Raw genomic sequence first — 13,130 nt, 5'->3', positions numbered from 1 at the left:
ATGGCTGAATACGACTACGACGTCCTTGTCATCGGCGCTGGCCCGGGGGGCTATGTCGCTGCGATCCGCGCGGCCCAGCTCGGCCTGAAGACCGCCTGCGCCGAAAGCCGCGACACGCTGGGCGGGACCTGCCTCAATGTCGGCTGCATCCCGTCGAAGGCGATGCTGCACGCGTCGGAATACTTCAACGCCGCCAGCAACGGCACGATGGCGGAGATGGGCATCGAGGTCACGCCCAAGCTCGATCTCGACAAGATGCATGCGCAGCGCCGCGATGCGGTCGAGGGGCTGACCAAGGGCGTCGCTTTCCTGTTCAAGAAGAACAAGGTCGACTGGAAGAACGGCCACGCCACCTTCCAGGACGCGCATACGGTCAAGGTCGGTGACGAAACGGTCACCGCGAAGAACATCATCATCGCAACCGGCTCCTCGGTGACCCCGCTGCCCGGTGTCGAGGTCGATAACGACAAGCAGGTGGTGGTTGATTCCACCGGGGCGCTCGAACTCAACGCAGTGCCGAAAAAGATGGTCGTCATCGGCGGCGGCGTGATCGGGCTCGAACTCGGTTCGGTCTGGTGCAGGCTCGGCGCGCAGGTGACCGTGGTCGAATATCTCGACAAGCTGCTGCCCGGCATGGACGACGATGTTCGCAAGGAAGCAGCCAAGATCTTCAAGAAGCAGGGCATGGAACTGCGCCTGTCGACCAAGGTCACCGGCTGCACGGTCAAGGGCAAGAAAGCCACGCTCACGCTCGAACCCGCCGCTGGCGGGGACGAGGAAACGCTCGAGGCGGATTGCGTGCTGGTATCGATCGGCCGCCGCCCGAACACCGATGGGCTGGGGCTGGAAAACATCGGTCTGGAAACCAACCAGCGCGGCCAGATCGAGATCGATCACGATTTCCGCACCAAGGTCGACGGCGTTTGGGCGATCGGCGACGTCGTGCCTGGCCCGATGCTGGCGCACAAGGCCGAGGATGAAGGCATCGCCTGCGCCGAGAATGTCGCCGGGCAGACGGGCATCGTGAACCACGATCTGATCCCCGGCGTGGTTTACACCTGGCCCGAGTTTGCCGGTGTCGGCCTGACGCAGGAAGAAGCCATCGAGAAGATGGGCGGCGACAAGTCCAAGGTCAAAGTCGGCAAGTTCCCGATGATGGCCAACAGCCGCGCCAAGACCAATCACGAACCCGACGGCTTCGTGAAGATCATCGCCGAAGCCGAAAGCGACCGCGTGCTCGGCGTCTGGGCGATTGCCAGCGTTGCCGGGACGATGATCGCGCAGGCGACGCAGGCGATGGAATTCGGCGCTACGTCCGAAGATATCGCCTATACCTGCCATGCCCACCCGACGCATTCCGAAGCGATCAAGGAAGCGGCGATGGCGGTCCAGGGCAAGCCCATCCACGTCTGATCGGGTGACTTACGGCGCGGCCCTTCCTGCGACGAGCAAGGACCGCTGAATGGCCGGGCGCGCGGCGATCATGCTCGCGCTCGGCATTCCCGTAGCTGCGGGACTGCTCTACCTCGTGCTGGGCGGCGCACCGCTTGCCTATCCCTTAGCCAACGCACTGACCCTGCTCATAGCTGTGCCGATCGCGGCGTTCTTGCCGTTGCGGCTTGCCGAGCGCGAGCGGCGTATGCTTGCGCTGGTCCTGCTCGCCCTGTTATTCGTCCCGCTAGTCAGCGGGCCCCATCTCGGCACAGTGGCGCGATGGCTGCCTCTGGGACCAGTCAATTTGCATACCGGGGCGCTTGCGCTGCCCGCGTTGGTCGTGCTGGCAGCGCGAGACGAGGATTACGCACCACCGATCCTGCTGGCCGCGCTGCTCGCCGCCAGCTTCCAACCCGATGCCGCGACCGCGCTTGCCGTGATGATGGCCGCCGTGGGGCTTTACAATGCCGGCCAGGATTGGCGCATGGTGCCCGTCGCGGGAATAGCCTTTCTTACCAGCATCGGCGCGGTGCTGCGCGGCGAACTGCCCGCACAGCCCTTCGTCGAGCGCGTGCTGGTCGATCTGGCGCTGCGCGAGCCGCTGGCTGCACTCGGTCTCGGCATGGCACTGCTTGCCGGTTTCCTGATGATTGCGCATGCCCTGCCCGCGGCAAAATCCACGCGCCATGCGCTGGCGGGATCGCTGTTCGGCTTTTCGCTCGCGGCGTTCGTGTCGAATTATCCCAGCGTGCTGATCGGCTACGGCGCCGCGCCGATCCTTGGATATGGGCTCGCGCTGGCGCTCGCGCGGCATACGCGCCGGGATTAGAACAGCGCGATTGACCACGCTGGCCGCTTGTCCGACATTGGGGGCAAGAGGAGACAGCATGGGTTACCCCGCACTTACCGACAAGCCCGGCGCGATCGCCACGGCAACCGCCATTCGCAATGGCGAGATGTCCCCATACGAGGCCGTGGAAGCGGCCATTGCGCGGATCGAACGGCTCGATGCGCACATCAACGCGGTGGTGGTCACCGACTTCGACCGCGCGCTCGAACGCGCGCGCACGCTGACCGATACGGGGTTTGCGGCCGATCAGCCCCTGTTCGGTGTGCCCATGACGATCAAGGAAAGCTTCGATGTCGAAGGCCTTCCCACCTGCTGGGGGCACCAGGCCTATGCCGACAATATCGCGAAAGCCGACGCCCGCGTCGTCAGCCTGCTAAAGGGCGCGGGCGCGGTTATCCTCGGCAAGACCAATGTCCCGCCCGACCTGGCCGACTGGCAATCGCGCAATCCGGTCTATGGCCGGACCAACAACCCGCATTATGCAGGCCGTTCTCCGGGCGGATCGTCGGGCGGCGCGGCGGCGGCAGTGGCCAGCGGCATGGTCGCGTGCGACTTCGGCACCGACATCGGGGGGTCGGTCCGCGTGCCCGCGCATTTCTGCGGCATCTGGGGGCACAAGAGCAGCTGGGGCCTCGTCCCCTTGCAGGGCCATGTGCACCCGCAACTTGCCGGCAGGGATGCGCATGATGGCGCGCTGGGCATTGCTGGCCCGCTAGCGCGCAATGCGGCCGATCTGCGATTGCTGGTCGAACTGACCCGCTCGGTCCCGCTTCAGGCAAGCGGCAAGCCGCTGAAAGACTGCCGGGCGCTGCTGCTGCTCGACCACCCATCCTGCCCGACCGATGCAGCGGTGCGCGCACCCATCGAAGCGGCCGCGGCAGAGCTCGAGCGCGCGGGCTTGGCCATCGACCGCGCAAGCGAGCTCGTCCCCGATCTGGCAACCGAGCATGCCGAATATATGCGGATGCTCAATGTCGCGATGGCGCGCGGCATGCCCGGGCCCGGCGGCAAGCGGGCCAGCGCCAGCGACTGGTTCGACATGCTCGACCTGCAGGCGCGCAGCGAGAATGCCTGGGCCCGCCTGTTCGCAGTTTACGACTTCGTGCTAGCGCCCCCCGCCCCCGTCCTCGCGGTCGAACACAGCGAAGGGCGCGTGTTCGACGGCCCGGTGATGATAAACGGGACGCCGCAGCCCGGTGGCAGCACGCTGTGCTGGGCGGGGCTCGCGACCTATCCCAACCTGCCTTCTACCGTCCTGCCTGTGGGCGAAACCGGCGGGCTGCCTTGCGGAATGCAGGTGATCTCGCGCAGGTGGGCCGATCTCGACTGCATCGCCGCGGCGGAGTCGATCGGCACGATACTCCACGGCTAGGGAGCCTCGACGACATGGAATACCAGCGCGGCCTTCAGCGCCCTGCCCGCAAGCGGAAACAGCAGCCGGGCCGGATGGCCGGCGAGGACGCGATCATGCCAGGGCACGGCGCGCACGCGGCTATCGCATGAATCCCGAGGTCCTGACCCCCCTGCTCGACTGGCTCGATCTTGCCGGCGTCGCCATCTTCGCGCTGACCGGTGCGCTGGTGGCGGCGAAGGAGCGACAGACCTTCGTCACGCTGGCATTTTTCGCGCTGGTCACGGGGGTTGGCGGCGGCACCGTGCGCGACCTGCTGATCGGTGCCCCGGTGTTCTGGATCCACGATGGCGGGGTGGCCGTGGTCTGCCTCGCGGTCTCGCTGTTCGCGTGGTTCATCCCGACGAGATGGTGGGCCGGCCGGTTCCTCTCGATTGCCGACGGCCTCGGGCTGGCGGCCTACGCCGTGCTTGGCGCGGCCAAGGCGCTCGAATATGGGATACCGCCCGTAACCGCCGCGCTGATGGGCGTGATCACCGGCTGCGTCGGCGGGATCATCCGCGATGTGGTGGCAGGGCGTCCATCGATCCTCATGCGCCCCGAACTCTATGTCACCGCCGCCGCGCTTTCCGCCAGCGTCACCGTGCTGGGCGATCTGGCAGGCATCCGCCGCGAATGGGTGTGGGTGGCTGCAACCGCCGCGGGATATGGCCTGCGGCTTGCGGCGATCCGCTGGAACCTCGCGCTGCCGGCCTACGGCCGCGACTAGCCGCCGGTGCCGCGATAGGCGGTCCCGTATTCGAGATCGCCGTCGATCACGTCGTCGCCCGGCAGGGGGCCGCCCGGATAGGCAGGCTGCGCGCCATCGGCCCGCGCGCGTGCCGCTGCGTAGACGTCGGCGCCGTATTGCCGGTCGGTCGCCGGCTGATAGCCGTAGCTGCCTGCCCCGCCCGCGTCGTAACTGGCCATGCCACTGCCGTAATCGATACCATCGATCCGCCCGTCCGGTCCGATCCGGCAAGTGAAGGCCTGGCCATCGTACATGCGGCCATCGACCCTCCAGCCACTCGCATCGCGGTTGACCGCATCGACCGTGTCGACCCGGGCATCGCGTTCGATTGCTTCGACACACATCGCGGCGGCGCGGTCGAGCCCCCGTACATCGTCGGCGCGATCGGTGTCGCGGCGGGGATCGGGATAACGCGCATCGCGCGGGTATTCACGCTCGTCCGACTTGTCGACCGCGCTGGCGACCGCAGCGATGCCGCCGATGATCAGCAGTCCGGTGAGGATGTCGCCGACATCGGTCCCGCGGTCGCGGTAACGGCGATCGCGGTAGCGGCGATGCTTTGCGGCATCGTCGTCGCCCGGTGCCCAGGCCGGAGCCGCGGCAACCGTTTGTGCTATCGCGGGCGCGGCCTGGACCGGCAGTTCGGCCGCCTGCGCGGGCATGGCCACCAGCGAGGTGGCTGCCAGCAGCGCCGGCAGCGCGGCAATGGATGGTCTGGTCGGCATATGGATCCCCTGTGGTCGCGCGCTCACCCCGGCACGCGTATGGCAATACGGCAGGAATGGGCGGCCCGGGCTAAACGAGGCCTGAACCGCCCGTGGTGGTGCGTGAAACGCGATCAGCGCAGTCCGCGAATACCGCTGTAGTCGACATCGGCAACGCGGCCGCGTTCGATGTAGCAGGTGAACTTGCCGCTATCGCGGGCGCTGTAGCGGTCGCGGCGGCGATCGTAGCGCGCATCGCGGTAACCGCGCTGGCCATCGACAACCATCGTGCCCCTGACCTTCCAGCCATAGCGCGTGTCCTTCACGCTACGGATATCGGTGACCGATGCGTGGCGATAGCCGGAGCGGCGCGCGTCGACCTGTGCGGCGCTGACGCAGCGCTGCACTGCAGCGCGCGGGTTGCCGCGCCTGGCGTAGGCATCGCGGCGGTAGTCATTGTCATAGCGGTAGGCGCCGCCATTATAGCCGTAGCGGTCGCGGTTGCGGTCCTTGCTGGCAGCACCGGCGATGGCAGCGATACCGCCGATGATCACTGCGCCGGCGATTACCTCGCCGACCGAAATCCCGTCGTCGTCGCCGCGTGCCTGTGCCGGTGTGGCACCCGCCAGGGCCATTGCCCCGACCGTTGCCGCTGCGATCCCACCCTTCGCGAACGTTTTGCTGAACTGTTTCATCTCGAGGGTCTCCTCATCAGGGCCGCGGCGGGAATGCCCCGGCTGTGAGAACCGATCTAGATGAACGGGCGTGAGACGAGGCTGAACTTGGACGACAGCCTTTGTTCAGTTTAGGCGCCGTTTTTATGAATGGTTCATTCCAGCGGAGCCAGCACGTCGCGCGTGAAAGCGGCGATATCGAACCGGTGCCCGGCCAGGTCCTCGCCCCGCCGGACGATGACCGTGTCACGGCTCGGCACGATTACGATGAACTGCCCACGGTTCCCCATCGCGGCGAAGGTATCGGCGGGGACGCCGTCCACCGCGTCTAGCAGCCAGAAGCCGGCACCGTAGCCGAAGGGGCCATCGGGCTGCGGGCCGTCGGGGGCGGAGACGTAGTCCGCCCAATCTACTGGCAGCACCCGGGTGCCATTCGCAAGCACGCCGTCATCCAGATAGAGCTGTCCGAGCCGCGCGAGATCGCGCGCGGTGGACCATACCTGGCTCGACAGGATGTAATCGCCGCGCCAGTCGGTTTCCGCGACCGTATCGAACATGCCGAGCTGCGCGAAAACCTGCGCGGGCGGCTGCTTCGCCAGCGACGCTTCGATCGCATTGACTGCGGCCAGCGTGTCGTTGTTGGCATAGCGGAAGATTCTGCCCGGTTCATGCACCAGTGGCCAGTGCAGAGCGGTTTCGGCCACGGTCGATCCGCCATAATACAGGGGATCAGTGCGGTTGCCCGCGGTGTCCGAATAGCGTCCCGATGCCATGCGCAGCAGGTGATCGAGCGTTATCTGCGTGCGCGCGTCATTGATGTCGATCCCCAGCCCAGCGGACTGGTCCACTGCCGCCTCGCCGCGGTGCACCGCCATGCCGACCAGCGTCGCGGCGATGCTTTTCGCGACCGACCACGTGCGCTGGGGCACGGCGGGCCCGAACCCTGGCGCATAACGTTCGCCCAGTACCTCGCCATCGCGCATGACGAGCACCGCCGTCGTGCGCGTTCCCTCGCCATAGGTATCGCCGAACCCTTGCGCGAACGTGCCAGCCAATGCGCCCGTGGCAGCAATCGGCGCACTGCGTTCGATCGTGCTGGCGGGCCGCTTGGTGACGACCGGATCGGGGCGCCCCCCGATCGGAAGCTGCGCGCAACCCATTCGCGAATCATGCACGGCAATCCGCGGCGGTGCGTCATCAGCCCATTCGACCGAGACCGTTTCGACGGTCCCGTCTGCGCCGCGCGCGATCCGGTAGGGCATCGTATCGGCCAGCGGCCCCAGGGGTGCCTGAATGCCCGACAGTTCCCATTCGAAGACGCTTTCGGCAGTCCGCAAGGCACCGTTGCGCTCAGCATTCGCGATTGCGCTGCACAGGAACAGCGCCTTGTACCCCGCAGCGAGGGAGCGGTCGTAGCGCGTCTCGATCTGCTCCTGCGTGACGGACTGGGCGGCAAGCGGAACAGCGGCGAGCAGCGCTGCGGCGGTGATGGCATGTCTGATCATGCGCGCCTTGTGCCATGCTGCCGCAGCCATGCAAAACAAAAGGGCCGGACAGTTTCCCGCCCGGCCCCGCATGTCTTCATTCGAGAGCGCCTCAGGCGTCTTCGAACTCGCTGTCTTCATTCATCACCGGGCCCGAATCCTGGCCCTTGGCGTCTTCGTCGCGGTCGACCAGCTCGATGATTGCCATCTGGGCGGCGTCGCTGGCACGGTAGCCGGCCTTGATGACGCGGCTGTAGCCGCCTTCACGGTCCGAATAACGTTCGGCAAGGATGTCGAACAGCTTCTTGAGCTGCGTTTCGTCCTGCAGGCGGCTCATTGCCAGACGACGGTTCGACAGGCCGCCACGCTTCGCGAGCGTGATCAGCTTCTCGATGTAGGGCCGCATTTCCTTGGCCTTGGGCAGCGTGGTCATGATCTGCTCGTGCTTGATCAGCGCGGCAGCCATGTTGCGCAGCATGGCATGACGGTGGCCGGTCTTGCGTTGCAGCTTGCGGCCGGAAATCTTGTGACGCATCGTATCTCTTCCTTTGTTCGATAAGGGCCCGTTCTAGGTAGCCCGAAGCCGGTGACCGTTGCGGGCCGTCACCTACGCCCATTCGTATTTCCACCGGCGCTGTGCCGATGGAAGGGAGCCCCGACCTGCGCCGGGGCACCCTGATTACGTTAGCCCAGGAGTTCCTGTTCGAGCTTCTTGGCCATTTCCTCGATGTTCTCCGGCGGCCATCCGGGGATGTCCATGCCGAGGCGCAGACCCATCGACGAGAGCACTTCCTTGATTTCGTTCAAGGACTTGCGGCCGAAGTTCGGCGTACGAAGCATCTCGGCTTCGGTCTTCTGGACGAGGTCGCCGATATAGATGATGTTGTCGTTCTTGAGGCAGTTGGCCGAACGGACCGACAGTTCCAGCTCGTCGACCTTCTTGAGCAGGTAACGGTTGAGCTGGTTGGTGTCGCTTTCCTGCGGCTCGGCGGCCTGGCCGATCATGGCCGAGGTCGGCTGCGGAATGCCGTCTTCGAAGTGGACGTAGAGCGTCAGCTGGTCCTGGAGGATGCGCGCGGCATAGGCCACGGCATCTTCGGGCGAGACGGTGCCGTCGGTTTCGATGGTGATCGACAGCTTGTCGTAGTCGAGTTCCTGGCCAACACGGGCGTTCTCGACCTTGTAGCTGACCTGGCGAACCGGCGAATACAGGCTGTCGACCGGGATCAGGCCGATCGGCGCGTCGGCCGGACGGTTCATCACGGCGGGGCTGTAGCCCTTGCCGGTGTCCGCGGTCAGTTCCATGTTGAGCGTCGCGCCTTCATCGAGATGACAGATCACGAGATCCTTGTTCATCACTTCGATGTCGCCCGAAACGGCGATATCGCCCGCGGTCACTTCACCCGGGCCGGTTGCGGAAAGCTGCAGGCGCTTCATGCCTTCGCCTTCCATCTTCAGCGCGATCTGCTTCACGTTGAGGACGATGTCGGTCACGTCTTCGCGCACGCCGGCGAGCGAGCTGAATTCGTGGAGTACGTTTTCGATCTTGATCGAAGTGATCGCAGCGCCCTGCAGCGAGCTCAGGAGCACGCGCCGCAGCGCATTGCCGAGCGTCAGGCCGAAGCCCCGCTCGAGCGGTTCTGCGACGAAGGTGACCTTGTGAGGCTTGTCGCTAGCTGCCTTGATATCAAGGACGCTGGGTTTCTTGAGTTCCTGCCAGTTCTTAATGTTGACGGACATGAAAATCCCCTGGTTCGGATGCGGGCAGGACCGGCGCTCTTCGGTAAGAGCGTCCGGTCCGTGAGAGGGTGTCGGCGGCCCGCGTCAGCGAGCCGCCAGGCAGGTACGGATCAGACGCGACGACGCTTGGAAGGACGGACCCCGTTGTGCGGGATCGGCGTCACGTCGCGGATCGAAGTGATGGTGAAGCCCACTGCCGCGAGACCGCGCAGCGCGCTTTCGCGGCCCGAGCCCGGCCCCTTCACTTCGACTTCGAGGGTGCGCACGCCATGCTCGGCGGCCTTGCGGCCCGCGTCGTCGGCGGCGACCTGCGCAGCATAGGGAGTCGACTTGCGGCTGCCCTTGAAGCCCATCATGCCGGCGCTGGACCAGCTGATCGCATTGCCCTGTGCGTCGGTGATGGTGATCATCGTGTTGTTGAAGCTGGCGTTGATATGCGCAACGCCGCTGGAAATGTTCTTTTTGTCGCGGCGCCTAACGCGGCCGGGTTCGCGTGCCATGGTCTGTATTCCTCTAATCTATCAAGAAGGCAAAAGCGCGGGGAATGCCCCTGCGCTTACTTCTTCTTGCCAGCGATCGGCTTGGCCTTGCCCTTGCGGGTGCGGGCGTTGGTGTGAGTGCGCTGGCCGCGAACGGGCAGACCGGCACGGTGACGCAGACCGCGGTAGGACCGCAGGTCCATGAGCCGCTTGATGTTCATCGCGGTTTCGCGGCGAAGGTCGCCTTCCACGGTGTAATCCGCATCGATCGTCTCGCGGATGCGCAGGACTTCCTCGTCGGACAGGTCCTGCACGCGGCGGGTGTGATCGATACCGAGCTTGTCGGCGATCTCGACGGCGTTGTTACGGCCGATACCGTGAATATAGGTGAGCGCGATGATCACGCGCTTGTTGGTGGGGATGTTTACCCCGGCAATACGAGCCACTTACTTCTCCATGCTCCACAGGCGCCGGTGAGGCCGGCGGTCCTATCTCATCGCTCAATCCGACGCTTGCAGCCCCTGCCTAACGCAAAATCCGGCTCGACGCAGATATCACTGCCATCCGCCGGAATCGCCGCAATGTCGAATGAACCGCGCGCTTAGGGGGATTCGACGCCAAGGTCAACTGCCCAGCACACAGCGAGATCCACAGCGACCCATGCGGCCGCTGTCGTCCGAGAAGATCAGGGCCTAGCCCGTTCGCCGCCATACGTCAAAACCCTTAGGCAAGCATGATCGGCGCCCGGCCGTGGCGTCCCCGACCTGGCTCTTGGCCTACCCCGCCCCGTCCAGCGCGTCGATCTGGTCTTCGAGGCTTGCCTCATCGGCCGGCGCAGGATCGCTGTCTCGTGGCACGGTCGCCGCGGCTCCGCCGAGCGCGCCCAGATGATCGCGCAGCCCGTGCAATTGCTGGCTCATCACCTGATCGACCGCGGCAGCGATAGTCGGCACTTCGTAACGCATGTAGCCGCCGACTACATATTCCCAGCGGATCCGTGTCCCGCCGTCGATCTCTTCCAGAGTAATCGTCAGTACACCGGTGGCGGGTTCGCCCTGCAATGGGCCCAGCCCCCCGCGCATGCGCAGGTTCTTCAACGGGTAAGCCTGGACCACGACCATGTGCTGCACACTGCCATCGAGCGAAAAGCCGTCGGCGCGGTCCTCGCCCGGCACGCGTTCACACAGGCAGCCGCCCGCCTGCGGGGTCAGCGTCATGTTGGCCGCATCTGCCGACCATGTATGCGCATCGTTCCACCACGCGCCCGGACGGATCAATGCCAGCCAGGTCTGCCTCGGGGTAGCCGCAACCTCGGCCATGTCACGCGTGACGAAGCCGCTGGCGGTGGTTTCCGCAACCTCGGCGGACAATGGCGCCGCACAGCCAAGCGCAGCAGCGGCAAACAGGGTTCCGGCAAGGCGCATAAGACCAATCTCCCTCTGTCGAGAGGTCGGCCTTAGGCCATGTACCGGGTCATGGAAACCCGAGTGGGATCAGCGGGTGAGGATAGCGTCGATCGCGTGCGTAACGTCTTCGATCGAGGCCATGCCATCGACCCGGCTGACAATGCCGCGCTGTTCGTAGCCGGGCAGGATCGGCGCGGTCTTGCCGCGATATTCCTGCATCCGCTTGCGCACCGTCTCCTCATTGTCGTCGGGACGGCGCTTGAACTCGGTCGATCCGCACTTGTCGCATACGCCGGGTGTCGCCGGCTGCTTGAACACGTCGTGATAGCCGGCGCCGCAATTGGCGCAGGTGAAGCGGCCCGTGATCCGTTCGACCAGCGCTTCCTCGTTCACTTCGAGCTCGATCACATGGTCGAGCTTGCGGCCGTGCCGGGCAAGGATACCGTCGAGCTGGTCGGCCTGGGCCGCAGTGCGGGGATAGCCGTCGAAGATCGCACCCGTTTCCGGACCCATATCGGCCAGCTTGGCATCGATCATGGCCGACACGATCTCGTCCGATACGAGCCCGCCCGAATCCATGATGTCCGCGACCTTGTGGCCCAGCTCGGTATCGGCCTTGCGTGTTTCGCGCAGCATGTCGCCGGTCGAAAGCTGCAGCATTCCGTGGTGTTCGACCAGGCGCTGGGCCTGCGTCCCCTTACCGGCGCCCGGAGGGCCCAGGAGGATGATATCCATTGCGTAAAGTCCCCTTCGCCCGTGCTGTGCCTTAACGCAGGCGTCCCTTCAACTTCGCTTTTTTGATGAGGTCACCATATTGGTGCGCCAGCAGGTGCGACTGGATCTGGCTGATCGTGTCGACCGTGACATTGACCACGATGAGCAGGCTGGTGCCGCCGAGGAACAGAGGCACGCCGGTCTGGGCGATCATGTATTCCGGCAGGACGCAAACCAGCGTCAGGTAGATTGCGCCGATCACGGTAATGCGCGTCAGCACATAATCGAGATATTCCTCGGTCCGCTTGCCCGGTCGGATGCCCGGAATGAACCCGCCGTTCTTCTTCAGATTGTCCGCGGTTTCCTCGGGATTGAAGACGATCGCGGTGTAGAAGAAGCAGAAGAAGATGATGCCGAGGCCATAGAGCGTCATGTAGAGCGGCTGACCGTGCTGCAGATATTGCAGCGTCGACTGGAGCACCCCGCCCGCGGCGCTGTCGGTATCGACCGAATTGCCCGCGAACTGCGTGATCGTCAGCGGAAGCAGGAGCAGCGAACTGGCAAAGATCGGCGGGATCACACCTGCGGTGTTGAGCTTGAGCGGCAGGTGCGAACGATCGGCCTGCATAACGCCGCGCTGCGTCGCACGCTTGGGATACTGGATCAGCAGGCGGCGCTGGGCGCGCTCCATGAAGCAGATGACCAGGATCAGCACGACGACCATGGCGATCAGGCCGACGATGATGCCGGTCGGGATCGAACCTTCCGAATAGCCCTGACCCAGGTTCGAGACAAAGGTCGGGAACTGTGCGACGATGCCTGCCATGATGATCAGCGACACGCCGTTGCCGATGCCGCGACTGGTGATCTGTTCGCCCAGCCACAGCAGGAACATGGTCCCGCCCACCAGGCTGATGACAGCGCCGACACGGAACATGATGCCCGGGTCGACCACCGCCTGAAGCCCGCTCTGCGCGCCGAAGCTTTCGAGACCCGAGGCGAGGAACCAGCCCTGGATCGCGCACAGAAACACGGTGCCGTACCGGGTGTACTGGTTAAGCTTCTGCCGCCCGACCGTGCCTTCTTTCTTGAGCGCGGCGAGGCTTGGATGCAGCGCGGCTGCCAGCTGCACGACGATCGAGGCGGTGATGTAGGGCATGACGCCGAGCGCGATGAGGCTCATCCGCTCAAGGCTGCCGCCCGAAAAGGTGTTGAACAGGTCGAGGATCCCGCCCCGCGTCTGATCGTAGAGATCGCTCAGGATCAGCGGGTTCACGCCCGGAAGCGGAACGAAGCTGAGGAAACGGAAGACGATCAGGGCCCCGATGGTGAACCAGATACGGTTCTTCAGCTCGGTGGCCTTGGTGAAGTTTGCGAGGCTCATGTTGCTCGCGATATTGTCGGCGCGTGATGCCATGGGAATCTGTTCAATCCTGAATTGGCGCCGGCCCCTCCCGGCACAGGAAGGCTAGATAGGGACAGGGGGACGGATTGTCGAACCCGT

The 13,130-nt window shown here is 65.0% G+C and carries 14 protein-coding genes; 4 read left to right on the top strand and 10 right to left on the bottom strand.

Annotated features, from left to right (window positions below):
• The 4 genes from lpdA to GRI55_RS06730 all read left to right on the top strand — a co-directional run bounded on the left by lpdA (position 1) and on the right by GRI55_RS06730 (position 4,404).
• Positions 1 to 1,413, top strand: coding sequence for a dihydrolipoyl dehydrogenase (gene lpdA / locus GRI55_RS06745; RefSeq protein WP_050599028.1), 1,413 nt, complete (start codon positions 1 to 3; stop codon positions 1,411 to 1,413).
• A 49-nt stretch (positions 1,414 to 1,462) separates the two neighbouring features.
• Entirely contained in the window at positions 1,463 to 2,263 is an 801-nt protein-coding gene (locus GRI55_RS06740; RefSeq protein ID WP_160766621.1) for a hypothetical protein, read from the top strand.
• A gap of 58 nt (positions 2,264 to 2,321) precedes the next feature.
• Positions 2,322 to 3,656: an amidase family protein gene (locus GRI55_RS06735; RefSeq protein ID WP_160766620.1), complete on the top strand. Its 1,335-nt coding sequence runs from the start codon at positions 2,322 to 2,324 to the stop codon at positions 3,654 to 3,656.
• A 127-nt stretch (positions 3,657 to 3,783) separates the two neighbouring features.
• The gene (locus GRI55_RS06730) at positions 3,784 to 4,404 is read left to right on the top strand and encodes a trimeric intracellular cation channel family protein (RefSeq protein ID WP_050599031.1); all 621 of its coding nucleotides are present in this window, start codon (positions 3,784 to 3,786) and stop codon (positions 4,402 to 4,404) included.
• On the opposite strand, the gene GRI55_RS06725 is transcribed toward GRI55_RS06730, so the two are convergent.
• The 10 genes from GRI55_RS06725 to secY form a co-directional block, all read right to left on the bottom strand.
• Positions 4,401 to 5,150, bottom strand: coding sequence for a hypothetical protein (locus GRI55_RS06725; protein WP_160766619.1), 750 nt, complete (start codon positions 5,148 to 5,150; stop codon positions 4,401 to 4,403). The genes GRI55_RS06730 and GRI55_RS06725 overlap by 4 nt on opposite strands.
• A gap of 113 nt (positions 5,151 to 5,263) precedes the next feature.
• The gene (locus GRI55_RS06720) at positions 5,264 to 5,824 is read right to left on the bottom strand and encodes a hypothetical protein (protein ID WP_050599033.1); all 561 of its coding nucleotides are present in this window, start codon (positions 5,822 to 5,824) and stop codon (positions 5,264 to 5,266) included.
• A 134-nt stretch (positions 5,825 to 5,958) separates the two neighbouring features.
• Entirely contained in the window at positions 5,959 to 7,308 is a 1,350-nt protein-coding gene (locus GRI55_RS06715; protein WP_160766618.1) for a serine hydrolase domain-containing protein, read from the bottom strand.
• Between the two features lie 91 nt (positions 7,309 to 7,399).
• Positions 7,400 to 7,822, bottom strand: a complete 423-nt coding sequence (gene rplQ / locus GRI55_RS06710) for a 50S ribosomal protein L17 (protein ID WP_063512196.1) — start codon at positions 7,820 to 7,822, stop codon at positions 7,400 to 7,402.
• A gap of 149 nt (positions 7,823 to 7,971) precedes the next feature.
• Positions 7,972 to 9,027, bottom strand: a complete 1,056-nt coding sequence (locus tag GRI55_RS06705; RefSeq protein ID WP_050599035.1) for a DNA-directed RNA polymerase subunit alpha — start codon at positions 9,025 to 9,027, stop codon at positions 7,972 to 7,974.
• Positions 9,028 to 9,137: 110 nt separating this feature from the next.
• Positions 9,138 to 9,527: a 30S ribosomal protein S11 gene (rpsK, locus tag GRI55_RS06700; RefSeq protein WP_006831904.1), complete on the bottom strand. Its 390-nt coding sequence runs from the start codon at positions 9,525 to 9,527 to the stop codon at positions 9,138 to 9,140.
• A gap of 56 nt (positions 9,528 to 9,583) precedes the next feature.
• Positions 9,584 to 9,952, bottom strand: coding sequence for a 30S ribosomal protein S13 (gene rpsM / locus GRI55_RS06695; RefSeq protein ID WP_050599036.1), 369 nt, complete (start codon positions 9,950 to 9,952; stop codon positions 9,584 to 9,586).
• Positions 9,953 to 10,282: 330 nt separating this feature from the next.
• Positions 10,283 to 10,930, bottom strand: coding sequence for an SRPBCC family protein (locus tag GRI55_RS06690; RefSeq protein ID WP_160766617.1), 648 nt, complete (start codon positions 10,928 to 10,930; stop codon positions 10,283 to 10,285).
• Between the two features lie 69 nt (positions 10,931 to 10,999).
• On the bottom strand, positions 11,000 to 11,647 hold the full coding sequence (locus GRI55_RS06685; protein ID WP_160766616.1) for an adenylate kinase: 648 nt from the start codon (positions 11,645 to 11,647) through the stop codon (positions 11,000 to 11,002).
• A 31-nt stretch (positions 11,648 to 11,678) separates the two neighbouring features.
• Positions 11,679 to 13,043: a preprotein translocase subunit SecY gene (secY, locus tag GRI55_RS06680; protein ID WP_050599038.1), complete on the bottom strand. Its 1,365-nt coding sequence runs from the start codon at positions 13,041 to 13,043 to the stop codon at positions 11,679 to 11,681.
• Between the last annotated feature and the right edge of the window lie 87 nt (positions 13,044 to 13,130).

The sequence above is a fragment of the Qipengyuania citrea genome, assembly GCF_009828015.1.
GTDB lineage: Bacteria > Pseudomonadota > Alphaproteobacteria > Sphingomonadales > Sphingomonadaceae > Qipengyuania > Qipengyuania citrea.
Note: the sequence above shows the minus strand (reverse complement) of the source record. Positions and strands in the feature narration are given on the sequence as shown.